This is a genomic window from Brevundimonas sp. RM1 (assembly GCF_052907225.1).
Genome location: NZ_JBRERY010000001.1, coordinates 233,395 through 259,778 on the forward strand (window position 1 = coordinate 233,395; position 26,384 = coordinate 259,778).

Annotated in this window: 21 protein-coding genes; 11 read left to right on the top strand and 10 right to left on the bottom strand. The window is 68.1% G+C overall.

The window, feature by feature from the left end:
- Positions 1-46 precede the first annotated feature (46 nt).
- Positions 47-1,876, top strand: a complete 1,830-nt coding sequence (locus tag ACU5AP_RS01225; protein ID WP_446680689.1) for a diguanylate cyclase — start codon at positions 47-49, stop codon at positions 1,874-1,876.
- 10 nt (positions 1,877-1,886) lie between these two features.
- Here ACU5AP_RS01225 and ACU5AP_RS01230 read toward each other — a convergent pair whose 3' ends face one another.
- Complete coding sequence (locus tag ACU5AP_RS01230) at positions 1,887-3,821, bottom strand: S9 family peptidase (RefSeq protein ID WP_446680690.1); 1,935 nt, start codon at positions 3,819-3,821, stop codon at positions 1,887-1,889.
- A 167-nt stretch (positions 3,822-3,988) separates the two neighbouring features.
- Between ACU5AP_RS01230 and ACU5AP_RS01235 the strand changes: the two genes are divergently transcribed.
- Entirely contained in the window at positions 3,989-4,684 is a 696-nt protein-coding gene (locus tag ACU5AP_RS01235) for a helix-turn-helix transcriptional regulator (RefSeq protein WP_128720415.1), read from the top strand.
- A gap of 67 nt (positions 4,685-4,751) precedes the next feature.
- A complete protein-coding gene (locus ACU5AP_RS01240; protein ID WP_003165659.1) occupies positions 4,752-5,084 on the top strand; it encodes a VOC family protein in 333 nt (110 codons plus the stop codon).
- 6 nt (positions 5,085-5,090) lie between these two features.
- Here ACU5AP_RS01240 and mnmA read toward each other — a convergent pair whose 3' ends face one another.
- The 5 genes from mnmA to ACU5AP_RS01265 form a co-directional block, all read right to left on the bottom strand.
- Positions 5,091-6,323 carry a tRNA 2-thiouridine(34) synthase MnmA gene (gene mnmA, locus ACU5AP_RS01245; protein WP_003165658.1) on the bottom strand — a complete coding sequence of 411 codons (1,233 nt, stop codon included), beginning with the start codon at positions 6,321-6,323 and terminating at the stop codon, positions 5,091-5,093.
- A gap of 113 nt (positions 6,324-6,436) precedes the next feature.
- Positions 6,437-6,721, bottom strand: a complete 285-nt coding sequence (gene sciP, locus ACU5AP_RS01250) for a CtrA inhibitor SciP (protein WP_003165657.1) — start codon at positions 6,719-6,721, stop codon at positions 6,437-6,439.
- 186 nt (positions 6,722-6,907) lie between these two features.
- On the bottom strand, positions 6,908-8,341 hold the full coding sequence (flgE, locus tag ACU5AP_RS01255; RefSeq protein WP_128720414.1) for a flagellar hook protein FlgE: 1,434 nt from the start codon (positions 8,339-8,341) through the stop codon (positions 6,908-6,910).
- 12 nt (positions 8,342-8,353) lie between these two features.
- A complete protein-coding gene (locus ACU5AP_RS01260; protein WP_003165656.1) occupies positions 8,354-9,094 on the bottom strand; it encodes a flagellar hook assembly protein FlgD in 741 nt (246 codons plus the stop codon).
- Positions 9,095-9,097: 3 nt separating this feature from the next.
- Positions 9,098-10,504, bottom strand: a complete 1,407-nt coding sequence (locus tag ACU5AP_RS01265; protein ID WP_198478754.1) for a flagellar hook-length control protein FliK — start codon at positions 10,502-10,504, stop codon at positions 9,098-9,100.
- Between the two features lie 394 nt (positions 10,505-10,898).
- Here ACU5AP_RS01265 and flgK point away from each other — a divergent pair, with 394 nt between their 5' ends.
- From flgK to ACU5AP_RS01295, 6 genes are all read left to right on the top strand, one after another.
- On the top strand, positions 10,899-12,989 hold the full coding sequence (gene flgK / locus ACU5AP_RS01270) for a flagellar hook-associated protein FlgK (protein ID WP_446680691.1): 2,091 nt from the start codon (positions 10,899-10,901) through the stop codon (positions 12,987-12,989).
- Complete coding sequence (locus ACU5AP_RS01275; RefSeq protein ID WP_076223854.1) at positions 12,986-13,933, top strand: flagellin; 948 nt, start codon at positions 12,986-12,988, stop codon at positions 13,931-13,933. Before flgK ends, ACU5AP_RS01275 begins: the two co-directional genes overlap by 4 nt.
- Positions 13,934-14,137: 204 nt before the next feature.
- On the top strand, positions 14,138-15,256 hold the full coding sequence (locus ACU5AP_RS01280) for an ABC transporter permease (RefSeq protein WP_003165651.1): 1,119 nt from the start codon (positions 14,138-14,140) through the stop codon (positions 15,254-15,256).
- Complete coding sequence (locus ACU5AP_RS01285) at positions 15,253-16,047, top strand: ABC transporter ATP-binding protein (protein ID WP_003165650.1); 795 nt, start codon at positions 15,253-15,255, stop codon at positions 16,045-16,047. The genes ACU5AP_RS01280 and ACU5AP_RS01285 overlap by 4 nt, the downstream gene beginning before the upstream one ends.
- Positions 16,048-16,062: 15 nt before the next feature.
- Entirely contained in the window at positions 16,063-17,001 is a 939-nt protein-coding gene (locus ACU5AP_RS01290; RefSeq protein WP_003165649.1) for an MlaD family protein, read from the top strand.
- Positions 16,998-17,618, top strand: a complete 621-nt coding sequence (locus ACU5AP_RS01295; RefSeq protein WP_232624006.1) for an ABC-type transport auxiliary lipoprotein family protein — start codon at positions 16,998-17,000, stop codon at positions 17,616-17,618. The genes ACU5AP_RS01290 and ACU5AP_RS01295 overlap by 4 nt, the downstream gene beginning before the upstream one ends.
- A 93-nt stretch (positions 17,619-17,711) precedes the next feature.
- On the opposite strand, the gene ACU5AP_RS01300 is transcribed toward ACU5AP_RS01295, so the two are convergent.
- Positions 17,712-18,362 (bottom strand): 3-oxoacid CoA-transferase subunit B, encoded by a 651-nt coding sequence (locus ACU5AP_RS01300; RefSeq protein ID WP_446680692.1) that lies wholly within the window; start codon positions 18,360-18,362, stop codon positions 17,712-17,714.
- A 5-nt stretch (positions 18,363-18,367) separates the two neighbouring features.
- On the bottom strand, positions 18,368-19,069 hold the full coding sequence (locus ACU5AP_RS01305) for a CoA transferase subunit A (RefSeq protein WP_076223858.1): 702 nt from the start codon (positions 19,067-19,069) through the stop codon (positions 18,368-18,370).
- A 187-nt stretch (positions 19,070-19,256) separates the two neighbouring features.
- Here ACU5AP_RS01305 and ACU5AP_RS01310 point away from each other — a divergent pair, with 187 nt between their 5' ends.
- A complete protein-coding gene (locus ACU5AP_RS01310) occupies positions 19,257-21,722 on the top strand; it encodes a prolyl oligopeptidase family serine peptidase (protein WP_446680693.1) in 2,466 nt (821 codons plus the stop codon).
- Here ACU5AP_RS01310 and ACU5AP_RS01315 read toward each other — a convergent pair whose 3' ends face one another.
- The gene (locus ACU5AP_RS01315) at positions 21,723-22,613 is read right to left on the bottom strand and encodes a LysR family transcriptional regulator (RefSeq protein ID WP_446680694.1); all 891 of its coding nucleotides are present in this window, start codon (positions 22,611-22,613) and stop codon (positions 21,723-21,725) included.
- Between the two features lie 101 nt (positions 22,614-22,714).
- Here ACU5AP_RS01315 and ACU5AP_RS01320 point away from each other — a divergent pair, with 101 nt between their 5' ends.
- Positions 22,715-24,892, top strand: coding sequence for a malate synthase G (locus ACU5AP_RS01320; RefSeq protein ID WP_446680695.1), 2,178 nt, complete (start codon positions 22,715-22,717; stop codon positions 24,890-24,892).
- A 116-nt stretch (positions 24,893-25,008) separates the two neighbouring features.
- Here ACU5AP_RS01320 and ACU5AP_RS01325 read toward each other — a convergent pair whose 3' ends face one another.
- Positions 25,009-26,352: an MFS transporter gene (locus ACU5AP_RS01325; protein WP_446680696.1), complete on the bottom strand. Its 1,344-nt coding sequence runs from the start codon at positions 26,350-26,352 to the stop codon at positions 25,009-25,011.
- Between the last annotated feature and the right edge of the window lie 32 nt (positions 26,353-26,384).

Here is a 26,384-nt window from a genome sequence, read left to right on the forward strand (position 1 = left end):
CTGATCGATTCAACCTCCGTCAACTGTCGAAGGTTAACGGTGGGGCATGTTTCAGTCCCTTACGTCCAGGATCGCCGCCGTCAGCGCCCTGGTGGTGGTCGCTTTACTGGTTCTCGTGGCCGCCCTGGCCGACGCCTCGCGGCAGACCCGCGAGAGTTTTCGTTGGGTGACGCACTCCGCCCAGGTCATCCAGGCGATGGAAGAGACCGTGGCCGGGCTGCGCGACGCGGAGTCGGGACAGCGCGCCTATGTGCTGACGCAGAACGCGGCCTACGCCCAGTCCTTTGACGCACGGATTTCAGACTCCCTGCGGGCGTTCAGCGAGTTGGTGGAACTGACGCGGGACAACCCGTCGCAGCAACTGCGGGTGCAGGCTCTGGGCGCGCAGCTGTCTGGCCGGATCGAACTGATGCGCCAGCCTTTGACCTTGGCGCGAAGCGGGGACTTCGCCAGGGCCGAGGCGCTCATCGCCGAAGGGCGTGGTTTCGATTCCATGAGCGCCTTCGTGCTGGCGGCGCGAGAACTTCTGGACGAAGAGCGGGTGGTGCAGTCGCGCCGCGTCGAGGCGGCCGAGCGGCGGCTGGCGCGAGTGCGAGGGCTGGCCCTGATCGGCGGGCCGTTGATCGCCTTCTTCTCCCTGTCGGTGTCCTTGATGGTCATTCGCGGCATCCGCCAGCCGGTGCGCGTCATCACACGCGCCATGACCGGACTGGGCGCGGGCGACCTGAACCAGAGGATCGACAGCCGTATGGGGTCGCGGGAGTTCGACCGGCTGGCGCGCGGCTATAACGACATGGCGGACCGTCTGGCGACGGCGGCGAAAGATCAGAGCCGCAGCGAGCGCGAACTGAAGCGCGTGCATGAGGAACTGCTGGCCAGCGCCCAGACCCTGCGGGAGCGGGGCGAGGTCATCGAGCTTCTGGGCGGGATGGCCCATCGGATGCAGGCGGCCCGCACGGACGATGAACTGGCCCAGGTCATCCACGCCTTCGTGCCGCGCGTCCTGCCGGGGCTGCCGGGGGCGCTCTACGCCTACAACAACTCACGCAATCTGCTGGTCCCGCTGTCTGGCTGGGGCGGGCATGAGGCGGAGACGGAAGGCTTTGCGCCGGATCAGTGCTGGGCCTTGCGTCGAGGGCAGAGCCATTTCGTGTCCGAGCCGGGCGCGGATGTCGTCTGCGGCCATGTGAGCCCTCTGGCGGCGCCCTATCATTGCGAGCCGCTGCTGGCCTCTGGCGAGGTGATCGGCGTCCTGCATCTGGACGGACTGGTCGAGGCTGAGACGCAGTTCCGCCTCAACGTCCTGGCCGAGAACATCGCCTCGGCCATGGTCAATCAGAAGCTGCAGCGCGACCTGAAGGAACAGACGATCCGCGACCCGCTGACCGGCCTGTTCAACCGTCGCTACATGGAGGAGGCGCTGGCGCTGGAGGTGGCGCGCGCCGCGCGTTCGGGCGCGCCGTTATGCGTGGTCATGTGCGACGTCGACCACTTCAAACGCTTCAACGACGAGTTCGGCCATGAAGCGGGCGATGTGGTGCTGCAGGCCGTCGCCGCCGAACTGGGCCACCGTTTCCGCGACGGCGACATCGTCTGCCGCTACGGCGGCGAAGAGTTCATTGTGATCGCGCCCGGCACCACGGCCGAGACCCTGGCGCCGCGGGTCGAGACCGTGCGCCAGGCCATCGCCGCCATCGCCTTGCGCCTGGGCAAGCAGCCGCTGGGCAGCAGCACCATGTCCTTCGGCGTCGCCGAATGGTCCAAGGGCATGGACCGTGACGGCGACGCCCTGGTGCAGGCGGCGGACGCGGCGCTGTATCGCGCCAAGAAGGAAGGCCGCAACCGGGTCGTCCTGCACGTCGAGGAAACAGCCTGACTGAGCGGTCTCAGTTCGCCTTGCGTACGTAGCGGTTCAGGAAGGCTAGATAGGCCTCCTGTGCGGTGATCCGGTTTTCGCGACGCTGGAAGCCGTGGCCTTCGTCGGGGAAGACGACGTACTCGACCGGCACATTGTTGGCGCGGACCTTCTCGACCAGTTCGTCGCTCTCGACCTGCAGCACGCGCGGGTCGTTGGCGCCCTGGACCACCAGCAGGGGGCGACGGATCTTGTCGGCGTGGAACAGGGGCGAGATGGCGCGATGGCGTTCGGCGTCGACCGCCGGATCGCCCATCTCGTCGTACAGAGCCACGCGTTGCGCGCCCCACCAGGCGGGAATGGACTGCAGGGTGCGGACCCAGTTGGTCACGCCGAAGATGTCGATGCCGGCGTCGAACTTCTCGGGGTGGAAGGCCAGGGCCGCGGCGGTGATGTAGCCGCCGTAGGAGCCGCCCATGACCGCGACCTGATCGTCGGCCACCCAGTCCTGCACCCGCAGCCAGTCGCCGCCAGCGACGATGTCGCGCAGGTCGGCTTCGCCGTGCTTCTTGTCGTCCATGTGGAAGAAGGTCTTGCCGTAGCCGGACGAGCCTCTGTTGTTGGCCCCCAGAACGGCATAGCCGTGGTTGACCAGGTGCTGGACCATGGCCGAATAGCCTCGCCGCGTCTGACCGCCCGGTCCGCCGTGGACGAGGACGACCGCCGGGGCCGGACTGGCCGCCGTGGCGCCCTTGGGCCGATAGAGGACCGCCGGAACCATCACCCCGCCTTCGCCCGGATAACGGACGATGGTCGCCTCGACCAGGTCGCTTTCCTTGATGGCCGGGTTCAGGGCGTGGGTCAGCCGGCGCGCCTGGCCGGTCGACAGGTCGGCGACGAAGACGTCGGCGGGCGAGGTGTCGGACACCACGGTGAATGCGGCCAGGCCTGCGCCGGGGTCGAAGCGGACGCCGGTGATGTCGCCCTGGGGCAGGCCGGTCAGGCGCACGGGCGCGCGGTTTTGCGCATCCTCGATAGTCAGCTCGGTCGAAGCGTCGGCGTTGACCGCCGTCATCCGATAGCGGCCGTTGGGCGAATAGGAGACATACATGACGTCCCAGTCGGCCTGGGTCGTGCGGTTGTGGGCCTTGTCGGCGATGTCATAGGCGTAGGCCTGAGCGAACTCGCCGTCCTCATTGCTGGTGTAGATCAGGGTGGCGTTGAAGGGGCCGAAGCCGCTGACGTCATAGGCGACGTCGCCGGTATGCGGGGTGATCAGATAAGGCTCGCCCCCTGCCTGCAGGTCGGCCAGGTAGATATCCGAATTGGCGCTGGTATGGGATTTGGTCAGGGCGACCAGCCGTCCGTCGCCAGAGACGGCGGCGACATCCATGCCCCCGGGGTTCTGGAACATCAGCTTGCGCTCGTAGGTGGCGGCGTCATAGGCGTAGAGGTCGAAGACCTGGGCGTCGCGTTCGTTGCTGGTCAGCCAGAAGGTCTGGCCGTCGTCGCTGAAGCCGACGAAGCCGGCCTTCAGCTTGTCGCCCGGCGTCAGGTCGCGCAGCGTCCCGTCGATTTCGCGCACATAGATGTGGGTCAGTTCGTTGCCGCCCTGGTCCGCCGCCACCAGAACCCGACGGCCGTCGGGAAAATAGCTCTGCGCGAAGGTGGCGTTGGTCGTCGAAGCCGTCAGCGGCACGGGATCGCCGCCCGCGACCGGCAGGGCGTAGGCGTTGAACACCCCCGTCTTGTCCGACGAGATCAGGACGTGGGTGCGTCCCTCTGAGAAAGCCAGGCCGTCAGGGTTGGCCATGGAGAAGCTGGTCGTCTCGAAGAATTGCGCGGCGGTGTAGGGCGTGACCGGGGCCGACGCCGTCGGCGCAGGCGCGGCCGGTTCAGCGACGGCGAGGGCAGGGACGGCGGCGGCAAGCGCCAGGACGGAAACCATGCAGGCGAAGGAGCGCATTCGGAGCCTCATGAGGAGCGTGATGGTCGATAGAGGCTGCACCATGCGCGTACGGATGCGGTCTGTCGAAAATTAAGTGAGCGTCGTTACGTCGTGCGCGGCGGCTCTAATGCAAAGGCGTCTTTGATGCTGCCGTTTTCTGGCAGCAATTCTGCTACGCTCCTGACGTGTCCCGGTCCGAACGCCTTCTCGATCTGCTGAACACCCTGCGGCGGCATCGTCGGCCGGTCAGCGGCCGCGCGCTGGCGGAGGAGACCGGCGTCTCCCTGCGCACCCTTTATCGCGATATCGCCAGCCTGCAGGCGCAGGGCGCGACGATCGAGGGCGAGCCGGGCGTGGGCTATGTGTTGAAGCCCGGCTATCTGCTGCCGCCGCTGATGTTCACGCCGGAGGAGATCGAGGCCCTGGCTCTGGGTTCGCGCTGGGTGGCCGAGCGGGCGGATACGCGATTGCGGGATGCGGCGTTGAGCGCACAGGCGCGGATCGCGGCGGTGCTGCCGCCGGATCTGCGCGACGAGATGGAGGCCTCGGCCCTGTTCATCGGGCCGGGCGCGCCGATCCCCGCCGATGCGGTCGATCCGGCCCAGTTGCGCAAGGCGATCCGCATCGAGCGCAAGCTGAGGCTGAACTATCGCGACGAGGCGGGGGCGGCGTCGGATCGGGTGGTCTGGCCCTTCGCCCTGGCCTTCTTCGACCGGGTGCGGCTGCTGATCGTCTGGTGCGAGCTGCGCGGCGACTTCCGCAGTTTCCGCACCGACCGCATCGTCGAGGCGGAGGTGCTTGAGGCCCGCTATCCCACGCGCAAGGCCGTGTTGCTGAAGCGATGGCATGAGGCGTGCGAGCGGCACGGGTCGCCGCGTTGATGCTGACAGAAACTGGCGGCAGCTACGGCTAGGTTCTCCTTCTGTTCAGACAGGCGGAGGGGCCACGATGACGAGCGACGACATTCTGCTGAACGTGGCCGATCCGGGCGCCAGCACGCGATTTTACGCCGGGCTGCTGGGGCGACGGCCGCTGGAGGCGGGGCCGGACCATGCGGTCTTCCTGCTGGCGCCGGGGCGGACGCTCAGCCTGTGGCGCGGGCGAGGCGGGGCGCAGGTGGATGTCCGCATGGCCGCCCCCGCCGTGGTGGACGAACTGCACATCGACTGGTGGGACCGGGGCGCGCGCATCGTCCTGCCGCCCACCGACATGGACTGCGGCCACGGCTTCGTGGCGCGTGATCCCGACGGCAACTGTCTGCGGGTCTATGCGGCGGCGTGAGTCGTTTCAGACCGCCACAGCCTCGGTCGAATGGATGAAGCCGCCGCCCATCACGCGCTCGTCGTCGGCCGGGTCGTAGAGGACGCAGGCCTGGCCGGGGGCGACGCCTTCCTCGCCCTGATCGAAGACCACCTGCACGGCGCCGTCCACAAGAGCGAGGCGGGCGGGCGAGGGCTGGCGGGTCGAGCGGACGCGGGCCAGGACGGGGGCGCCGTCGCGGGCGGCTTCCTCGATCGTGGCCTGGTCGCCCAGCCAGTTGGTTTCCTCCAGCGTCAGGCGCGCGGTCAGCAGGGCTTCGCGCGGGCCGACGATGACGCGGCGATGGTCAGGGTCCAGCTTGACCACGAACAGAGGCTCGCCCACGGCGACGTTCAGTCCCCGGCGCTGGCCGATGGTGTAGTCGGTGATGCCCGAATGGCGGCCCAGCACCCGGCCGTCCATGTGAACGATATCGCCGGCCTCGCGCCCCTGGGGCCGCAGGCGGTCGATCAGGGTGCGATAGTCGCCGGTCGGCACGAAGCAGATGTCCTGGCTGTCCGGCTTGGCGGCGATGCGCAGGCCCAGGGAGGCGGCGACGCCGCGCACCTGCGGCTTTTCCAGATCGGCCAGGGGGAAGCGCAGATAGTCCAGCTGATCCTGCGTCGTGGCGAACAGGAAGTAGGATTGGTCGCGCGAGTGGTCGACCGCCTTGCGCATCTGCGAGCGGTTGCCGTGGGTCGCGCGGCGGACGTAGTGGCCGGTGGCCATGGCCTCGGCTCCCAGGTCGCGGGCGACATCCAGCAGGTCGCGGAACTTCACCGTCTGATTGCAGCGGATGCAGGGGACCGGCGTCTGGCCCTTCAGATAGGAATCGGCGAACTGGTCGATCACCGCGTCCTTGAAGCGGTTCTCATAGTCGAGGACGTAGTGCGGAATGCCGATCAGATCGGCGGCCAGGCGGGCGTCGTGAATGTCCTGACCCGCGCAGCAGGCGCCCTTCTTCTTCAGCGCCTCGCCGTGATCGTAAAGCTGAAGGGTCACGCCCACGACGTCATAGCCCGCCTTGTGCAGCAGGGCGGCGACGACGGTGGAATCCACCCCGCCCGACATGGCGGCGACCACGCGCGCGCCTTGCGGCAGGCCGACGGCCTGTCGCACGCTCTCGATCGCAGCGTCCATGTCGGCTTGCGACATGGGGGCGATGTCGGGAACGGGGCAGAGGATGTCGTCGGTCAGGGCGTCCATGGTCATCGCCGCCATTTAGGCCTTAAGGCGCGCGATTTCGAGGCCTGGCCCGAAACGAAGGCGCGCGCCAATGAAAAAGACCGCCCCCCATCAGGGAGCGGCCCATGATCATGCGTCCAGGCGAAGGCCTAGTCGCGGTAGCTCTGGATGCGCGTCGTGCGCAGCCCCTGCATGCCCCATTTGTCGATGGCCTTCTGCCAGGCCATGAACTCCTCGGCCGTCAGACGGTACTTGGCCAGGGCGTCTTCAAGGCTGATCAGCCCGCCGCGGACGGCGGCCACGACCTCGGCCTTGCGGCGGATGACCCAGCGGTTCGTATCCGACGGCGGAAGGTCGCGCAGGGTCAGGGGCGTGCCCGTCGGGCCGACCACGTACTGTTCGCCGTTACTGTTAAGGCGTCGCTCTTGCAGCATGGGCTTAAGCCTCTCTCACCACCACCATAGACGCGCAGGCTAGGCCCCCGCCCGCTAAGGGGCGTTTAAGCGTCGTGGTGAAGGAATGGCTAAGACGCATCCGGCCGGTCCGGCGTGTTCTGCGCCGGCTAAAGGAAGGATTCATCGAGTCTAACGAGACCTTGCTCATGGATTCCCGTTGGCCGATCAGCGCTTGATGTTGATCAGCTCCGCCAGCATCTCGTCGGCGGTGGTGATGATCTTGGACGAGGCTGAATAGGCGCGCTGGGTGGTGATCAGGCCGGTGAACTCGGTCGACAGGTCGACAGTCGAGGCTTCCAGCTGCTGCGCGCCCAGCAGGCCCGCGCCGCCGGTGCCGGGGGCCTTCAGGTTGAAGGTGCCGGAGTTCTGGCTGACGCGGAAGGCGTTGCCCGACACTTCGGTCAGGCTGTCGGCGCTGGGGAAGGTGGCCAGGGCGACCTGGGCGATCTTGCGCATCACGCCGTTGTCGAAGATGGCGGTGACGAAGCCGGTCTCGTCGATCTTCACCTCGGTCAGGTTCCCGAAGGCCGTGCCGTTCGTATAGGTGGCCTGGACGATGGAGGTGCTGTCGTACTGCGTCAGGCCGCCCGCCGAGGCGTTCAGGTCGAAGGCGATCGTCTGGGCCGCGATGCCCAGCGACGGATCCCAGGCGCCGTCGGCGCCCGGCGTCGCCCCGTCGGACGAACCCAGCGACAGGCTGGCGTTGGTGGGGTCGTCGAACAGGCCGGTGCCCGCGGTCCAGCCCTGCATCTTGGCCACGTCCAGACGCCCGTCCTGGGTGAAGGCGATGCGGCCGGACTTCAGCAAGCCGTCCGTGTTGGTCACCGTGCCTTCGGGAGCGCGGATTTCGGCGTGCCATTCGTTGGCGACGCTGCTCTTCAGGAAGGAGACGGTGATGTTGCGTTGGCCGCCCTTGGAGTCCGACACCGGAATGGTGATCTCGAAGTCGGGCTTCACGCCCGTCGCCGGGTCGTTGGCGTACATCGACATGGAGTGGGTGGTCGGGTCATAGGCCGTGACGCCGGTGGGGGGCGGGGTCTGGGCGGCCTCATTGACCGGCTGGCTGGATTTCAGGTTGGCGTTCAGGCCGACGCGGGTGGTCGGCTCGGCCGCGCCGCCGACGGAGCCGACGTTGATGGTGCGCAGGCGGCTCATGTCGGACGGATCGCTGTTGACCACGCCGTCGGCGTCGACCGGCCAGCCCTGCAGATACAGGCCCGAGGTGTTTTGCAGATAGCCCAGGTCGTCGATCTTGAACGCTCCGGCGCGCGTGAACAGGCGCGCGTCCGACAGGGTCAGGTTCTCTGACTTTTCGGTGACGACGAAGAAGCCCTGCCCGGCGATGGCCAGGTCGGTGCCGGAGGTCGTGCGCTGAAGCTGGCCCGCCTGGCTGATAAAGTGGCGGGCGGCCGCCTGAACGCCGCCGGCGGAGTAGTTCACGCCCGCCGTCTGGGCGTTGACCACGGTCGCGAACTCGGTCGACGCGCGCTTGTAGCCGACCGTGTTCACGTTGGCGATGTTCTGCGAGATCGTCGAAAGGGCCGCGGCGTTGGCGGTCAGACCGGACACGCCGGCCATCATGGCGCCGTTGATGCTCATGTCTGGGGTTCCTTACGAGAGAAGATTGAAGGGGTTGAGTTTTGAGGCGAGGGCGCTGGCCGCGCCGGCGTCGTCCTCGGGCTTGGCGGCGGCCTTCTGTTCTTCCAGCGCGATCAGGCTGGACACCGGCATGATCGAGTTGCCGATGATGACGAAGGGCGTGTTGTCGTACATCTCGACGCCGGTGACGCGGCCGCGGATCAGCACCTGGCTGTCGACGGCCTTGCCCGCGCCGTCCTTGGCGACGACCTTCAGCGTATAGACGCCGCCGTCGTCGACCTGGCCGCCTCCGGTGGTCTTTCCGTCCCACTTGAAGTCATGCATGCCGTTGGTCTTTTCGGGGGCCGGGCCGCTCCAGACCACCTTGCCCGAGGCGTCCAGCACCTGAAGCGTGGCGTCGGTCGCGTCGGCGGCGAGCTCATAGCTCCAGTTGGCCTCGCCGTCCTCGAAGCGGGTCGCGGCCCAGACGGCGGTGGCGTCCTTGCCGATATACTGCGCCGCGCCGGTCAGGCCGTCGCCCTGCTGGGCCTTCAGCAGGCCGGTCAGCAGGTCGTTGGTCAGCAACTGCTGCTCGACGCCCGCCATCTGGGTCAGCTGGGCGGTGAACTCGTTGGAATCCACCGGCGACAGCGGATCCTGGTTCTTCAACTGCGTGGTCAACAGCGACAGGAAGGTCTGGAAGTTGGAGGCCAGCATCTGACCCCCAGCGTTCACCCGGCCCGCGGCGTTGTTGGAAGAGACGGCGTCAACCATCGATCAGACCTTCAGATCGACGCGGTCAGGCGTCAGGGAAAGGGACGTCCAGGCGCTGGGCGGCGGAACGACGGAATCGGCCTCGGCGGCCAGGCGGGCGGCGCCGGAGAAGGCGCGGCGGTCAGGCTGCCGCTCGAACGCGCCGCCGCCGAAGCCGGACGAAGGATCGCGCTCGGCGAACTCCAGGTCGTCACGCGACAGCTGCAGCCCCGCGTCCAGAAGCTGACGGCGCAGTTCGTCGGCGCGGGCGCGCAGGTCGGCCGCCGCCGCTGGATTGTCGAAGGCCAGGCGGGCCGTGACCTGGCCGTCGGACTCGATCTCGAGGCTGACATCGACGCGGCCCAGGCCTTCAGGCGTCAGGGCCATGTCGAAGCGGGTCGAGCGGCCGTCCAGCTTCTTGATGATCTGGGCGGCGATCTGGGCCGTGGTCTCGACCGTGGCGCGCGACAGCTGGGACAGGCCCAGATCGCGTTGAGCGCCCGGCGCCTGAGAGGGGGCTTCGACGGCGCCTTGTTGCGGCGCGGCCGGGGCTTCGCCGTCAACCGGGGGCGCGGCGACGGCCGTAGCCGCAGGCGTTTCGGCCAAGGTGGGCGCAACGGCCGGGCGGGCGGCGGGCGCTGACGCGGCAGCATCGATGGGAGCATCGGCCTGGGCGGGTCGGTTGGCTGTCGCTTCGGCGTTGCCTGTCGCTGTGGCTGCGGCCTGTATCGCTTCTCGCGCCGAGGCCAGGCGTTCGCCCGCGCCCGATCGGAAGCCGGTCACGCCCAGCAGGGCGGCGTCCTGTGCAGGAAGGGCCGCTCCAGGGCGCGACGGCGGCGGCGCGTCCGACGGCTCGTCGCTCTCGGTTGACGGAGGTTCCGGCGCCGCATCCGGCTCTGCAAAGACGGCGGGGAGCGCCGCCTTGAGGGAGGCGGATATGGTTGCAGGGGGGGGCGTCGCGGCTGAGACGGGCGCAGCCGTGGCGGCGGTGGTGGTGGCGGCGACCGCAGGTTCGGTGGTCGGGGCGATGGGAGCCGCCTCTACAGCCTCAGAAACGGCCGACGGAGCGGGAGACGGCGCGGCGGCGACCACAGGAGTCGCTTCGGTCGTCGGCGCCGTCGGATCGGCAGGGGCTGTCGGAGCTGCAGTCTGTTGCACCGGCGGGGGCGGCGCGAACCAGGCGGGCGGAGCCGGGGCGACGGCGATGTCGTCCTTTGCGGGCTCGACCGGAGCGGCCTCGATCGGGGCGGTGGTTTCGGACGCTTGGGCGACCGGGACGACCGAGACGACGGGCGGCGCGGCCTGCGTCTCTTCCTTCAGCATCAGGTCCGCGAAGACGGCGCTGTCCGTCGCCGCCTCGACGGAGGCGTCGACGCTGGCGCCGCCGGGGGCGGCGGGCGTCAGGACGGACATGAGGCTGACGGCGGACATGCGGGCGGCAGGCGCTTTCGGTCGGTGAGGGGCGGCGCCTGCTGCGCCTGGGTCATTCGGCAGGGCCTTCGCAAGCCTTGGGCCAAGTGTAGGTGTCGAGCTTAATACGTTGAAATGTAATGGTATTGATGTGTTTTGGGTCGCCGTTGCAGCGACGTAACGCCGGGCGCTTCTTGCCGCGCTTGTCGCTTTTTGCCGGGCGCGGGCGGCGCCGTTCGACTTGGCCCGTCGCTTGCCTCTCTTGCTGACGAATGCACAGGGGCTGAACGCCGATGTCGAGGAAAATCAAAGAGATGGTCAGAAGACCTGCTCAATTCGCCGGGCAAGATTTGCTCGCTTGCCTGCAAGGCTTGCCGAGCGGCCGTCCCGTGCGCTCCGGCGTGGGAGACGTCTGATGTCCCTCAACTCGATCATGAACATCGCCACCTCGGGCATGAACGCGGCCCAGACGCAGCTGCGGGTGGTCTCGGACAATGTCTCCAACGTCAACACGCCCGGCTATGTCCGCAAGATCGCCGACCAGCAGTCCTGGGCCAGTCAGGGCGTCGGCGCGGGGGTAGAGATCGCCCGCATCCGTCTGGCCACCGACCGCTTCCTGCAGGCCGCCAGCCTGAACGCCAGCGCCGACGCCGGCCGTCAGACGGTGCGCTATGAGCTTTACGACCGCATCCAGTCGATGTTCGGCGATCCGGGCTCCAACAGCGGCTTCTTTTCGCAGATCGACAGCGTCTTCGCCGCCTTCGCCGCTTCGGCCGAGAACGCCACCTCCGGCCCCGCTCGCCAGGACGCCATCTGGAAGACGCAGGCCCTGTTCGATGAAGCCGCCCGCATCAACAGCCAGATTCAGTCGGTGCGCGAGGACGCCGACGCTCGCATCAAGAGTGCGGTCGAGACGGCCAACAGCCTGCTGGAGCAGATCGAGAAGCTGAACGTCGAGATCGCCAAGGCCACGGTGATCAATGCGGACTCCTCGGGCGCGCAGACGGCTCAGGCGGCCTTGATCGATCAGTTGTCGGGCCTAATGGACGTTCGCATCACCGGCCGTGCGGTCGGCGGGGTCGAGATCCGCACCGGCGCCGGCATCCTGCTGGCGGGGCAGGGGGCGGCCAAGCTGGACTATGTGCGCGCCGGCGCCGTCTCGGCCGAGACGGTGTTCAACGAGGTCATGGTCATCGAGCCCCCCGCCGGAAAGGCGCGCTCCCTGGCTGAAGGCTTGGGCTCGGGCGAGATCAAGGGGCTGCTGGAGCTGCGCGACGGCGAGGCGCCGGCCACGGCCGAGCGCCTGGCCGAACTGATGTCGCGTCTGGCCGACGAACTGAACCGGGCGCACAACGCCTCATCCGCCGCGCCGCCGCCCAACAGTCTGACGGGCCGCAACATTGGGCAGTCGCTGGAGACCGCCCTGCAGGGCTTCACCGGCCGCACGTCCATCGTCATCACCAATGACCAGGGCGTGGCCCTGCAGAAGATCGACCTGGACCTGGCGACGCTGAATCCGGCGACCTTCCTGGCCGACCTGAACGCCCAGCTGGGGGCCAACGGCAGCGCCAGCTTCGTCGACGGGCGTCTGAAGATAGAAGGCGCGCCCGGTACGGGGGTGGTGGTGGTCGACGATCCGGCCGCGCCCTCGAACAAGGGCGGGCGAGGCTTCTCGCACTTCTTCGGCCTGAACGACCTGATCAGCAGCGCGCAGCCGGCGATCTATGAAACGGGCATGACGGGCGCGTCGCAGCACGGCTTCACGCCCGGCGAGACCATCACCTTCCGCTTCAGCGACGCGGCGGGCGCCAAACTGCGCGACATCGAGGTGGCGGTGCCTGCGGGCGGCGACATGGCCAGCCTGCTGGCCGCGCTGAACGATCCGATGACGGGCGCCGGGCGGATGGGGACGTTCAGCCTCAGCTCGACGGGCGAAATGACGTTCACGCCGCGACCCGGCTCGGGCGCGAACCTGTCGGTGCTTCAGGACCGCACCACCCAGGTTCCCTCGAACGTGTCGATGAGCGAGCTGTTCGGTCTGGGCGGCGCGCGCGCTTCGCGAGCCGACGCCTTCTCGGTCCGGGCCGACGTCGCCCGCGACCCATCCCTGATGGCCTTCGCCAAGGCCGACGCGACGGGCGGGGTCGGCGCGGCCGTGGTCAGCAAGAACGACGCGCGCGGCGCGCGCCTGCTGGCCAGCGCGGGCGAGAACGCCGCTGCCTTCTCGGCGGCGGGCGGGGCGGCGGGCGGCTCCATGTCGCTGGCGCGCTATGCATCCGAACTGTCGGGCGAGATCGGCAGTCGGGCCGCCATGGCCAAGAACAACGCCGTCAGCGCCACGGCCCTGGCCAAGGAGGCGACGGCGCGCCGCGTCTCGGTCGAAGGGGTCAACCTGGACGAGGAACTGGTGCTGATGACCACCTATCAGCAAGCCTTTAACGCCTCGGCCCGCATGGTTCAGGCGGCCAAGGACATGTACGACATCCTGCTGGGAATGGTGCGATGACCCGCGTTTCGACCTACGGAAACTATCAGTCGGCCCTGCTTGACCTGATGTCGGCCCAGTCGCGCATGGCTGACGCCCAGCAGAAGGTGAACACCAAGAAGAACGCCACGGACCTGGTCGGTTTCGGTCGAGGCTCCGAGACGGTCAGCGCGCTGATGACCAGCCAGACCCGCATCCAGACCTTCATCGACACCAACAAGACCGTCACGGCTCGGCTGGAGACCCAGGATCTGGCGATGGATCGGGTCGCAGACGCCTCGACGGCGGCGCGTCAGGCCATCGCCGACGCCATCGCCGCCGGGCGGATGGACACGCTGATGGGGACGCTGAACAGTCTGTTCATGGAGGCTCAGGACGGGCTGAACATGAAGCATCAGGGCAAGTATCTGTTCGGCGGCGGGGTCACTGATCGCGCGCCGGTGGATCTGCCCGACATTCCCGGTCAGCCTGGAGCCAGCATGATGGCCAAGCTGGCGGCCTTGCCCGATGAGAGCGCCGCCTTCCACAACGACCAGCTGAAGCAGTCGTCCTGGCTGGACGAGAACGTCTCGATGGACACGGGCTTTCTGGCCGACGCCATGGGATCGGAGCTGTTCGCCATCTTCCGCGACATCCAGCTGGAGCATCAGACGACGCCGCTGGACGGCAAGATGACGGACGCTCAGAAGGCCTTCCTGACCACTCAGATGGGCCGCTTCGAGGCGGCGGCGAAGGGGATGGTGGAGCTGCAGGCCGCCAACGGCGGGATGCAGAACCGCGTCGACCGCCTGCTGGAATCCCAGGAGGCGCGCAAGATTTCGATCGACACCATCCTGTCCGGCAAGACCGACGCCAACATGGCCGAAGCCGTCACCGAACTGGAGCTGGCGCAGATCTCCCTGCAGGCCTCGGCCCAGGTGGTCAGCCAGCTGCGCCAGGTCTCCCTGCTCGACTATCTGCGCTAGGTCGTTCCCGAGGTTGCGTTCGGCGCAGCCCGCTGAACGAAAATAGCTGGTCGACGTTCTGAAAGCTGCGCCGTGACGGGCGGGCCTTGGCGTGTGTCGAGCAACGCCGGAAGAGATCGGGAGTCATCAGTCGTTGACACAGCGCGAAAAGCAGAGCTTTAAGCGGCGTATGCGTACGGGCGGGCCTGTGTCAGTGTCGGATTCATGAATCGGGCGGACTTCCAGATTGATGAAAGCCAGGACGGCCAGACGCGCTTGCGGTTGGCCGGCGACTGGTCGACCGTCGCCGTCGGTCGGATGGGTGATCGGCTGAAGGCCGAGCTGGACGGTCGATCCGTGACTGCGCTGGATCTGGACGACCTGGGCCGTTTCGATACCGCCGGCGCCCTGGCCGTGGCCCAGGCCATGAGCCGGCCTATCCCGGAATCCGCCTGGTCCGTACGCCCCGAAGCCGGGCGCCTGTATCGCATGGTGGCCAAGCTGGACTGCATGACGGCCGAGCCGCCGCGCCGCTCGGCTCCCATGACGCGCGGCTTCGCCAAGGTCGGGCGCGGAGTCTATGATTTCGGCGCCGAGGCCATGCTGTCCCTGGCCTTCCTGGGCCGTTTGATGGCGGCGGTGCTGACCACGCTGAAGCACCCCGGCCGCATTCGTTGGGCCGCCTGGTTCAGCCAGGCGGAACGCACCGGCCTGGACGCCATCCCGATCGTGGTGGTGACCAACTTCTTCATCGGCGCCGTGGTGGCCTTCATCGGCGTGGACCTGCTGACCCAGTTCGGGGCGGGGGTCTTCACGGTGCAGCTGATCGGCGTCGCCGTCTTCCGTGAGTTCGCCGTGGTCATCACCGCCGTGCTGCTGGCGGGCCGTTCGGCCTCGTCCTTCGCCGCCGAGATCGGCTCGATGCGCATGACGCAGGAGGTGGACGCCATGAAGGTGATGGGCGTCGATCCCTTTCAGGCCCTGGTGATTCCGCGTCTGGCGGCGCTGCTGGTCATGCTGCCGCTGCTGACCTTCCTGGCCATGGTGGGGGGGCTGCTGGGCGGCGTCCTGGTGGCATGGAGCCAGTTGAACCTGGGACCGGCCTTCTTCTTCCAGCGGTTGGTCGAGGACGGCTATATGCCGACCCACATGATGGTCGGTCTGATCAAGGCGCCGGTCTTCGCCCTGGTGGTCGCGGCCATCGGCTGTCGCCAGGGCATGTCGGTGGCGGGCGACGTCGAGAGCCTGGGGCGCCGGGTGACGGCGGCGGTGGTGCAGGCCATCTTCGCCATCATCCTGCTGGACGCCGTCTTCGCCCTGATCTTCATCGAGCTGAAAATATGACGGCCGAGACGCGCAAACCGGACGACCGCGAGGCCGTCATTCAGGTGCGGGGCCTGCTCAGCCAGTTTGGCGAGCGGGTGATCCATCAGGATTTGGATCTGGACGTGATGCGCGGCGAGGTGCTGGGCGTCGTCGGCGGGTCGGGCACCGGCAAGACCGTGCTGCTGAACTCCATCATCGGCCTGAAGGAGCCGGAAGGCGGCGAGGTCAGCCTGTTCGGGCAGGACCGCAGCGCCATGACCAAGCAGGAAGCGGCCGCCGTCGAGCGTCGCACCGGCGTGCTGTTTCAGCAGGGGGCGCTGTTCTCGTCGCTGACGGTGCTGGACAATGTGGCCTCGCCCCTGGTCGAGCACACCGATCTGTCGAGGACGACCATCCGGGAGTTGGCCGAGATGAAGGTGGCCATGGTGGGCCTCAAGCCCGAAGCCCTCTATCTGAAGCCGGCCGAGCTGTCGGGCGGGATGCGCAAGCGCGTCGGCTTGGCCCGCGCCCTGGCGCTGGACCCCGAACTGGTCTTTCTGGACGAGCCGACGGCCGGGCTGGACCCGATCGGGGCGGCGGCGTTCGACGATCTGATCCGCCAGTTGTCGGAGGATCTGGGGCTGACGGTCTTCATGATCACCCACGACCTCGACAGCCTTTACGCCATCTGCGACCAGGTGGCCGTGCTGGCGGACAAGCATGTGGTGGCCAAGGCGCCGGTCGCCGAGCTGGAACGCTCGGACCACCCCTGGATCAAGGAATACTTCCTGGGGCCGCGCGGACGCGCCGCCCATAAGAGCGCGGCCTGAGGAGGACGCGAAACGATGGAAAGAGACGCTCATTACGCCGCCGTCGGCATCGCCACAGTCGCCCTTCTGCTGGCGCTGGCGGTGTTCACCATCTGGTTGGCGCGGCTGCAGTTCAACAAGGATTTCGACGTCTACGACATCGTCTTCTACGGCCCGGTGCGCGGCCTGTCGGAGGGGGGAGAGGTCCACTTCAACGGCATCCGCGTCGGCGAGGTGACCAACCTGAATCTGGATCCGAAGAAGGGCGATCAGGTCATCGCCCGCGTGCGGCTGAACGGTACGACGCCGGTGCGCGTGACCTCGCGCGCCCAGTTGGAGCCGCAGGGCATCACCGGCCTGAACTACATCCAGATCACCGCCGGCGCCCCGGACAGCCCGCTGCTGAAGGACCAGTATCCGGACAACGTCGTGCCGGTGATCCAGAGCCAGCCCAGCCCCATCGCCGAACTGCTGAGCGGATCGGGCACGGTGCTGGCCCAGACGGTGGACGCCTTGAACCGCATCAACCGCGTGATGTCGGACGACAACATCCGCAGCTTCTCGACCAGCGTGAAGAACGTCGAGGCCCTGACCGCCGAACTGGAGGCCCGCAAGGGCATGTTCCAGCAGTTGGAAGAGACCATCACCAAGGCCAACGCCGCTGTCGGCGAATATCAGGCCCTGGGCGCCAGTGCGCGCCAGATGGTCGACACCGACGGCAAGCAGGCCATCGCCAACATCAACCAGGCGACGCGCGAGGCGCAGGCCGCCATCGCCTCGATCAACCGTTCTGCGACCGGACTGGAAGGGCCATTGGGCGAATTCGGCACGCAGACCGTGCCGCAGTTGAACGACACTATTCGCCAACTGGATCGGGCGACCCGCTCGCTGCAGTCGCTCATTGACAACGTGCGCGACAGTCCGCGTGAGTTCATCGCCAAGGCGCCGTCCAAGGAAATCGAGGTGCAGCCGTGATCCGTTCCACACTGATGATTGCGGGGGCGTCGGTCGCCCTGTCTGGCTGCGCTTTGCTGTCGTCGCCGGACCCGGTTCAGCTGTATCGTTTCGGGGGCGCCTCGGCCTATGCCGGAACGGGCGCGACCTCGGCCTGCCCGGATGTCCATGTCTCCATGCGCCGGGTGGACTTTCCCGAAGCGGCGCGCGGCGACCGCATCCTGGCCGTGACGGGGACCGAGGCGGCCTATATCAAGGGCGCGCGCTGGGTGTCTCCGGCCGAGACCCTGTTCGAGGAAGCCCTGCGCAACGCCTTCCTGGACGGCGGGACGTGCACCGTGCTGAGCAGCGGTCCGTTGACGCGCGACGGCCTGTTGCTGAGCGTGGACGTGCGCCGGTTCGAGGCGTCCTACGTCGCGCCGGACGCCGTGCCGGATGCGACCATCGTCGTGCTGCTGCGTCTGGTCCGGCCGGGCGATCGTTCGATCGTGGCCGAGGACCGCATCACGGTCAGCGAGAGCGCAGGCGTGAACCGCCAGTCGGCCATCGTCGCCGCCTTTGACCGCGCCACGGCCGAGACCAGCCGTCAGATCGTCCTCTGGACGGACCAGCAGGGCTTTCAGGCGATGCGGGACTAATTCCTTCTCCCACAAGGGGAGAAGGAAGACATGGAAAACCCCGGCGGCCTCGCGGTCGCCGGGGTTTCTGTTTCAGAGCGAGAGGAGGGCGGTTCAGCCCACGCCCGCCGCCACCGTGTATTCGGCCTCGGTCTTGGCGGCGACCTCGTCCAGCGTGACGCCGTCGGCCAGTTCGATCAGCTCCAGCCCCGAACCGTCCGCCTTGACGTCGAAGGTCGCCAGATCGGTGATGATGCGGCTGACCACGCCCGTGCCGGTCAGCGGCAGGGTGCAGGTCTTCAGCACCTTGGACTGGCCGTGTTTGTTGGCGTGCTCCATGACCACGACCACGCGTTTGACGCCCGCGACCAGGTCCATGGCCCCGCCCATGCCCTTCACCAGCTTGCCGGGGATCATCCAGTTGGCGATGTCGCCGTTCTGGGCCACTTCCATGGCGCCCAGGATCGACAGATTGATGTGGCCGCCGCGGATCATGGCGAAGCTGTCAGCCGAGCTGAAATAGCTGCTCTCGGGAATTTCGGTGATCGTCTGCTTGCCGGCGTTGATCAGGTCGGGATCTTCCTCGCCCTCATAGGGGAAGGGGCCCATGCCCAGCATGCCGTTCTCCGACTGCAGGGTCACGACCATGCCGTCGGGGATGTAGTTGGCCACCAGGGTCGGGATACCGATCCCCAGGTTCACATAGAAGCCGTCCTGCAGCTCCTTGGCGGCGCGTTCAGCCAGTTGTTCGCGAGTACGTGCCATTTGGATCAAGCCTCCCGCTTGCGGACGGTGCGCTGTTCGATGCGCTTTTCGGACACGGTCTGGATCAGGCGGTCGACATAGACGCCCGGCGTGTGAATGTGATCGGGGTCGATCGAGCCGACGGGGACGATCTCCTCCACCTCGACGACCGTCACCTTTCCGGCGGTGGCCATCATCGGGTTGAAGTTGCGGGCCGTCTTGCGGAACACCAGATTGCCGCGCTCGTCAGCCTTCCACGCCTTGACGATGGCCAGGTCCGCGACCAGCCCCGTCTCCATGACGTATTTGCGGCCGTCGAAGTCGCGCACTTCCTTGCCCTCGGCGACCAGGGTGCCGACGCCGGTGGCGGTGAAGAAGGCCGGGATGCCCGCGCCGCCCGCGCGGATGCGCTCGGCCAGGGTGCCCTGCGGGTTGAACTCCAGCTGCAGCTCGCCGGCCAGGTACTGGCGCTCGAACTCCTTGTTCTCGCCGACGTAGGACGAGATCATCTTGGCGATCTGGCGCGTCTCCAGCAGCTGGCCCAGGCCGAAGCCGTCCACGCCCGCATTGTTGGAGATGACGGTCAGACCCTTCACGCCCGTGTCGCGCAAGCCTGCGATCAGGTTTTCGGGAATGCCGCACAGGCCGAAGCCGCCGGACATGACGGTCATGCCGTCGAATGTCAGCCCCTCCAGCGCGGACTTCACGTCAGCGTAAATCTTGCCCATCGGACTCCCTTTTTCACCAACTGATGAATATCGTGGTCTCCTCCGTCCTTAAAGCGGGCCGGGAAGTGGAGCAAGCGGCAAGCGCGACGCAGGGGGAGGCATGGCGTGACAAGCCTGACGGTTGACCCTGGACCGCAGGGGTCTCACACCTAGCGCCACATAAGACTCGTCTCAGTGGGGAAAATCCATGCGCCATCGTCTGCTGCGGGCCGCCTTGCCCGCCCTCGTGCTCGCCGCCGCCGTTCCAGCCCTGGCCCTGCCGGTCGCAGCGGTCGCCCAGGACGCCGCGCCGACCTATCACCAACCGCCGTCGCCCATCGCCCAGATTCTGGACGCCAAGCCCAATCCGGGCGTCAGCGTCAGCCCCGACCGCAAGACCCTGCTGCTGACCGACCGCTCCAACCTGCCGGCCATCGCCGAACTGGCCGAGCCGATGCTGCGGCTGGCGGGCTATCGCATCAATCCCAAGAACAACGGCCCGGCCAACAGCCGCGTCTCCTGGCTGACGGGGCTCAGCTTCCAGGCGGTCGACGGCGGGCCTGCGCGCCCGGTGACGGGCTTGCCCGCCAATGCGCGCCTGACCAATGTCAGCTGGGCGCCGAACGGCCAGGCTGTGGCCTTCCTGGTCAATGCGCCCAACGGGCTGGAGCTTTGGACCGCCGATGTCGCCCAGGCCAAGGCGCGCAAGCTGAACGGGCCGATGGTCAATGCGGCGGCGGGTTCGGGCTTCTCCTGGCTGTCGGACTCCTCGGGCCTGTTGGTCCTGGCGGTTCCGGCCGGGCGCGGCCTGGCGCCCAACGTCGACCATCCGCCGGAAGGCCCGATCATCACCGAGACCGGCGGCCGCGCCGCCCCGGTGCGGACCTATCAGGATCTGCTGTCCAACGTGGGCGACGAGGCCCTGTTCGACTACTACTTCACCAGTCAGCCGACCGTGGTGTCGCTGAACGGCCGCGCGCGCTCGGTGGGCCAGCCGGGCGTCATTCTGGGCGTCTCGACCTCGCCGGACGGGCGCTACATCCTGCAGACGCGGGTGAAGAAGCCCTATTCCTACGTCGTGCCCGCCAGCCTGTTCCCCTCGGACGTCATCGTCACCGACATGAACGGACGCCAGGTGCACCGCGTGGCCGACCTGCCGCTGCGCGATAACGTGCCGACGCCGTTCGACGCCGTGGCGCCGGGTCCGCGCGCGGTCCAGTGGCGGGCCGACGCCGACGCCACCCTGGTCTGGGCCGAGGCTCAGGACGGCGGCGACCCGCGCAACGCCGCCGAGGTGCGCGACCGCGTCTTCATGCTGCGCGCGCCCTTCAACGACCGGGTGCAGACCCTGGCCGACCTGAAGGAACGCTACGCCGGAACGACCTGGGGCCGGAACGACGCCGCCATCGTCAACAGCCGCTGGTTCAACACCCGGCACGAGACGCGCACCCTGGTCGATCCGTCGAACCCCGGCGCGGGCCGCGTCCTGGTCGATCGCAACTATCAGGATCGCTACAACGATCCGGGCTCGGTCGTGACCGAGCCGAACGCGCGCGGCCGTTCGGTCATGCGCTTCAACGCCGACGGCTCAAAGGTCTTCGTCGAGGGCGACGGGGCGACGCGCGAGGGCGCCTATCCCTTCCTCGACCTGATGGACCTGAATACGGGCGAGACGGAACGCGTCTGGCGCTCGGCCCAGGGCGAGTATGAAAGCGTCGTGGGCGTGCTGGACGAGGCGGGCCGCAAGCTGGTCACCTATCGCGAAAGCCGCACCGATCCGGCCAACCTGCGCGTGCGTGATCTGGACGGCGGCGTCACCCAACTGACGAACTTCCCCGATCCGGCGCCGCAACTGGCCGGGGCCACGCGCCAGCTGATCACCTACACCCGCGACGACGGGGTGGAGCTGTCGGGGACGCTGTATCTGCCCGCCGGTTACGACAAGGATCGCGACGGCCCGCTGCCGCTGCTGATGTGGGCCTATCCGGCCGAGTTCACCGACGCCGCCGTGGCGGGTCAGGTCGTGGACACCGACAACCGCTTCGTGCGCCCGTCGGGATCGAGCCACCTGTTCCTGCTGACCCAGGGCTACGCCATTCTCGACAACCCGACGATGCCGATCATCGGCCGCGACGGGGCCGAGCCGAACGACACCTACATCGAGCAGCTGTCGGCCAGCGCCAAGGCGGCGGTCGACGCCGTGGTGGCTCTGGGCGTGGCGGAACGGGAGCGGATCGCCGTCGGCGGCCACAGCTACGGCGCCTTCATGACGGCGAACCTCTTGGCGCACACCGACCTGTTCAAGACGGGCATCGCGCGCTCGGGCGCCTATAACCGCACCCTGACGCCGTTCGGCTTCCAGGCCGAGCAGCGGTCATACTGGGAGGCGACCGAGACCTATAACGCCATGTCCCCCTTCACCTACGCCAACAAGGTGAATGAGCCGATCCTGCTGATCCACGGCGAGGCGGACGCCAACTCCGGCACCTTCCCGATTCAGACGGAACGCTTCTACGCCGCGCTGAAGGGCAATGGGGCGACGGCGCGCTATGTCGTCCTGCCCAAGGAGGACCACGGCTATCGCGCGCGGGAATCGGTCGGCCACACCCTGTATGAAATGGCGTCCTGGCTGGATCGCTGGATGAAGCCGACGACGGCGGCTTCTCAGGAGTAGTCACCGATCCCACTCCGGCGTCTCGCCATAGAGGCCGGACAGGAAGTCGATGAAGGCGCGGACGCGGGTTTCGGCCCGCGCCCGGCCTGCCGTCAGGGCGAAGATCGCCACGTCCGACGATCCGGCATACTGCGGCAGCACCACCTTCAGCCGCCCGTCGCGCAGTTCGTCGCCGACGTCCCAGGTCGAGCGCAGGGCCACCCCGCCGCCCGCCAGCGCCAGTTCGCGCGCCACTTCGCTTGAGTTGGTCCGCACCCGGCTGCGGGCGCGAAAGACGACGGCGCCTTCGGGGCCTTCCAGCCGCCAGGTCGACTGGTTCTCGGCCGCCAGCTGGGCGTGACGGCGCAGGTCGTCCAGACTGTCCGGCGCGCCGTGCTCGGCCAGATAGGCGGGCGAGGCGCACAGCACCCGCCGGTTCGGCGCCAGCCGGTGCATCAGCGGATTTTCCGCCTCATAGCCGCCGATCCGCACCGCCACATCTACGTCCTCGGCCATCAGGTCGACGAAGGCGTCGCTCAGGTTCAGCTCCAGCGTCAGGCGGGGCTGGGCTGCCAGAAACGGCTGGAGCAGGGGCGCCAGCCGCCGCCGTCCGAACGAGGTCGGCGCCGAGACGCGCAGCAGGCCGCGCGCCTGCGTCGTGCGGCGCGACACCACGGCCTCCAGATCCTCGACCCCTTCCAGCAACTGCGCCGCGCGGTCATAGACCAGCCGTCCGGCCTCGGTCGGGGCCAGACGGCGCGAGGTGCGCTCGATCAGCCGCACGCCCAGCCGGTCCTCCAGCCGCGCCAACCTGCGCGAGGCCACGGCGGGCGACAGGTCCAGCCGCCGCGCGGCGGCGGACAGGCTGCCTTCCTCCAGCGCACGGACGAAGATTTCATACTCGGCCAGCATGGCGGGCTCTCATCATTGCGGATTATGCAAAGATAGGCGTCTTTCTTCGCCGTGGATAGCGAGGCAGGACGCGACTAGTCTGGGCGATGAAGGAGACCGCCATGTTCGACGCCCCCAAGACCCCCGCCGACGCCTATGTCCGTCACGGCAGCCTGAAGGTCGCCGCCGAACTGGACGCCTTCGTGCGCGATCGGGCGACGCCGGATACGGGCGTGAGCGCCGCAGGCTTCTGGGCCGGCGTCGAGGGGCTGCTGGCCCGCTTCGGCCGTCGCAACCGCGATCTTCTGGAACGCCGCGATGAACTGCAGGGCAAGCTGGACGATTGGCACCGCGCCTATCCGGGCCAGCCGGATCAGGCGGCCTATCAGGCCTATCTGCGCGAGATCGGCTACATCGAATCTGAACGCGACGGCGTTCGGGCCGAGACGGCGAACGTCGACCCCGAGATCGCGACCCTGGCTGGGCCGCAACTGGTCGTGCCCCTGACCAACGCCCGCTACCTGCTGAACGCCGCCAATGCGCGCTGGGGCAGCCTGTATGACGCCCTCTACGGCACGGACGCGCTGGGCGAGGCGCCGAAGGCGGGCGGCTATGACGTCGAACGCGGCGCCCGCGTCATCGCCCGCGCCCGCGCCCTTCTGGATCAGGCGGCGCCGCTGGCGACCGGATCGCACGCTCAGGCCGCGGCCTATCGGGTCGAGCATGGCCGCCTGATCGTGACGCTGGACAGCGGGCTTGAGACCGGGCTGGCGGGCGCGGACGTGTTCGCAGGCTATTCGGGCCAGGCCGATGCGCCGTCGGGCGTTCTGCTGCGCCACAACGGCCTGCATCTGGAGATCGTCATCGACCGCGCACACCGCATCGGTAAGGACGATCCGGCGGGCGTCGCCGATGTGCTGGTCGAGGCGGCCCTGTCGGCCATCGCCGACGCCGAGGACAGCGTCGCCGCCGTCGACGCGGCGGACAAGCGGCTGGTCTACGCCAACTGGCTGGGCCTGATGCGCGGCGATCTTCAGGCCGATTTCCAGAAAGACGGCCGCACGGTCGAGCGGCGGCTGAACCCGGACCGCGTCTATACGGCGCCCGATGGATCGCGGCTGGCGCTGAAGGGGCGCAGCCTGATGCTGGTGCGCAACGTCGGCCTGCACCTGACGACTGACGCCGTGCTGGACGCCCACGGGCGCGAGACGCCCGAGCATCTGCTGGACATCGCCATGACCGGCCTGATCGGCCTGCACGACCTGCGCCGTCCGGCCGAGGCGCGCAACAGTCCGGCGGGCTCGGTCTATGTGGTGCGGCCCAAGATGCACGGGTCGGACGAGACAGCCTTCGCCGACGAACTGTTCGGCGCGGTCGAGACCATGCTGGGCCTGCCCGCCCTGACGCTGAAGATGGGCATCATGGATGAGGAGCGCCGCACCAGCGTCAACCTGATGAACTGCATCGCGGCGGCGAAGGGCCGGGTGGTCTTCATCAACACCGGCTTCCTGGATCGCACCGGCGACGAGATCCACACGGTGATGGAAGGCGGTCCCGTCGTGCGCAAGGAGGCGGTGCGCGAGACCGGCTGGATCAAGGCCTATGAGGACCGCAATGTCGACATCGGCCTGAAGGCGGGCCTGTCGGGCCGGTCGCAGATCGGCAAGGGGATGTGGGCGGCGCCGGACCGCATGGGCGACATGCTGGCGGCCAAGGCGGGCCATCCGCGTGCGGGCGCCTCGACGGCCTGGGTTCCGTCGCCGACGGCGGCGACCCTGCACGCCCTGCATTATCACGAGGTCGACGTCTGGGCGCGTCAGGCCGAGATCGCCAAGCGTGCGCCGACGGGCCTGACGCCCCTTCTGACCCCGCCGTTTGCGGTCGGGACGCCGGGCGCCGACGAGATCCGGCAGGAGCTGGACAACAACGCCCAGGGCATCCTCGGCTATGTCGTGCGCTGGGTGGATCAGGGCGTCGGCTGCTCCAAGGTGCCGGACATCCACGACGTGGGCCTGATGGAGGACCGGGCGACGCTGCGGATCTCCAGCCAGCATCTGGCCAACTGGCTGCGGCACGGCGTCACGACCGAGGATGAGGTCATGGAGGCGCTGAAGCGCATGGCCGTGGTGGTGGATCGTCAGAACGCGGGCGATCCGGCCTATCGTCCTCTAGCGCCTGGATATGACGGCCCGGCGTGGCGGGCGGCCTGCGATCTGGTGTTCAAGGGCAGGGAGCAGCCGAACGGCTATACTGAACACCTGCTGACCCACTGGCGCCGCAAGGCCAAGGCGCAGGGCTGAACACACACATCAATATGCGCTCAAGCAGCGAGGCGCCGCGCGGCGAGCGCTAGCGCAACCAAAAAGGGGCGCGACCGGCTGGCCGCGCCCCTTCTCTATTGGACGAAGAGAAAGCCCTACGCCTTGGCGCCCGCGCGACCCTTGGCCAGTTCGCGGTTCAGCCATAGGGCCAGCAGGGTGCAGATGGCGCCCGACAGCAGATAGGCGCCGCCCGCCAGCAGGCCGAACTTGCCCGACAGCGCCAGGGCCGCCAGCGGGGCGAAGCCCGCGCCGAACAACCAGGCCAGATCCGAGGTCAGGGCCGAGGCCGTGTAGCGGTTGGTCAGGCTGAAGCTGGAGGCGATCGAACCCGAGGCCTGGCCGAACGACAGGCCCAGCAGGATGAAGCCCAGGATCATATAGGTCAGCTCGCCCGCCGGGCCGCCGTCCAGAAGCTGGGGCGCGAAGCCCGAGAAGGCGGCGATGCCCGCCGCCGTGACGGCCAGCAGGGCGCGTCGGCCGTAGCGGTCGGCCAGCCAACCCGAGGCCATGATGGCGATCAGGCCGAAGACGGCGCCGATCAGTTCGATCATCAGGAAGCGGCTGGGCGCCTCGTCCGTGTAGAGGAAGACCCACGACAGCGGGAACACCGTCACCATGTGGAACATGGCGAAGCTGGCCAGGGGGGCGAAGGCGCCGATGACGATGCTGCCGCCTTCTTCGCGCACGGCCTTGGTCACGGGTGTGGGATGCAGCTCCAGCGTCTTGAAGGCGGCCTGGAAGGTGGGCGTCACCACGATGCGCAGGCGCGCGAACAGGGCCACCACGTTGATGGCGAAGGCCACGAAGAAGGGATAGCGCCAGCCCCAGTCCATGAAGTCGGCGGCCGACAGCTTGCTGAGGAAATAGGCGAACAGGGCGCTGGCCACGATCAGGCCGAAGGGCGCGCCCAGTTGCGGCACCATGGCGTACCAGCCGCGGCGCTTCTCGGGCGCGGCGACGGCCAGAAGCGAGGCCATGCCGTCCCAGGCGCCGCCCAGGGCTACGCCCTGACCGATCCGCAGCGCGATCAGCATGGCGGCCGACCAATGGCCGACCTGCGCGTGTCCGGGCAGGAAGCCCAGGCAGACCGTCGACAGGCCTAGCAGGAACAGGGCGATGGTCAGCTTGGTCCCGCGGCCGAAGCGTCGGTCGACGGCGATGAACAGGGCGGTGCCGAACGGCCGGGCGATGAAGGCCACGGCGAAGACGGCGAAGGACAACAGCGTCCCGCCCAGCGGCCCCGCATAGGGGAAGACCAACTGCGGAAACACCACGACCGAGGCGATGGCGTAGACGAAGAAGTCGAAGAATTCCGACGTTCGGCCGATGATGACGCCGATGGCGATTTCGCCCGCGTCGATTTTGCCGTCTCGCGCGTTGATCCGGCTGGCGTCCCGCTCGAGGGGCTCTGAAGAAGGCGCGCCGCTGGCTGCGTTCATGACCGATGAGGCTCCAGGAACCGGGGCGCACG

Excerpts from the sequence above, each read along its gene's own strand:
- ACU5AP_RS01225 (WP_446680689.1), top strand. The coding sequence starts at position 47 with ATGTTTCAGTCCCTTACGTCCAGGATCGCCGCCGTCAGCGCCCTGGTG.
- ACU5AP_RS01230 (WP_446680690.1), bottom strand. The coding sequence starts at position 3,821 with ATGCGCTCCTTCGCCTGCATGGTTTCCGTCCTGGCGCTTGCCGCCGCC.
- ACU5AP_RS01240 (WP_003165659.1), top strand. The coding sequence starts at position 4,752 with ATGACGAGCGACGACATTCTGCTGAACGTGGCCGATCCGGGCGCCAGC.
- mnmA (WP_003165658.1), bottom strand. The coding sequence starts at position 6,323 with ATGGCGGCGATGACCATGGACGCCCTGACCGACGACATCCTCTGCCCC.
- sciP (WP_003165657.1), bottom strand. The coding sequence starts at position 6,721 with ATGCTGCAAGAGCGACGCCTTAACAGTAACGGCGAACAGTACGTGGTC.
- flgE (WP_128720414.1), bottom strand. The coding sequence starts at position 8,341 with ATGAGCATCAACGGCGCCATGATGGCCGGCGTGTCCGGTCTGACCGCC.
- ACU5AP_RS01260 (WP_003165656.1), bottom strand. The coding sequence starts at position 9,094 with ATGGTTGACGCCGTCTCTTCCAACAACGCCGCGGGCCGGGTGAACGCT.
- ACU5AP_RS01265 (WP_198478754.1), bottom strand. The coding sequence starts at position 10,504 with ATGTCCGCCGTCAGCCTCATGTCCGTCCTGACGCCCGCCGCCCCCGGC.
- flgK (WP_446680691.1), top strand. The coding sequence starts at position 10,899 with ATGTCCCTCAACTCGATCATGAACATCGCCACCTCGGGCATGAACGCG.
- ACU5AP_RS01275 (WP_076223854.1), top strand. The coding sequence starts at position 12,986 with ATGACCCGCGTTTCGACCTACGGAAACTATCAGTCGGCCCTGCTTGAC.
- ACU5AP_RS01280 (WP_003165651.1), top strand. The coding sequence starts at position 14,138 with ATGAATCGGGCGGACTTCCAGATTGATGAAAGCCAGGACGGCCAGACG.
- ACU5AP_RS01285 (WP_003165650.1), top strand. The coding sequence starts at position 15,253 with ATGACGGCCGAGACGCGCAAACCGGACGACCGCGAGGCCGTCATTCAG.
- ACU5AP_RS01290 (WP_003165649.1), top strand. The coding sequence starts at position 16,063 with ATGGAAAGAGACGCTCATTACGCCGCCGTCGGCATCGCCACAGTCGCC.
- ACU5AP_RS01300 (WP_446680692.1), bottom strand. The coding sequence starts at position 18,362 with ATGGCACGTACTCGCGAACAACTGGCTGAACGCGCCGCCAAGGAGCTG.
- ACU5AP_RS01305 (WP_076223858.1), bottom strand. The coding sequence starts at position 19,069 with ATGGGCAAGATTTACGCTGACGTGAAGTCCGCGCTGGAGGGGCTGACA.
- ACU5AP_RS01310 (WP_446680693.1), top strand. The coding sequence starts at position 19,257 with ATGCGCCATCGTCTGCTGCGGGCCGCCTTGCCCGCCCTCGTGCTCGCC.
- ACU5AP_RS01315 (WP_446680694.1), bottom strand. The coding sequence starts at position 22,613 with ATGCTGGCCGAGTATGAAATCTTCGTCCGTGCGCTGGAGGAAGGCAGC.
- ACU5AP_RS01320 (WP_446680695.1), top strand. The coding sequence starts at position 22,715 with ATGTTCGACGCCCCCAAGACCCCCGCCGACGCCTATGTCCGTCACGGC.
- ACU5AP_RS01325 (WP_446680696.1), bottom strand. The coding sequence starts at position 26,352 with ATGAACGCAGCCAGCGGCGCGCCTTCTTCAGAGCCCCTCGAGCGGGAC.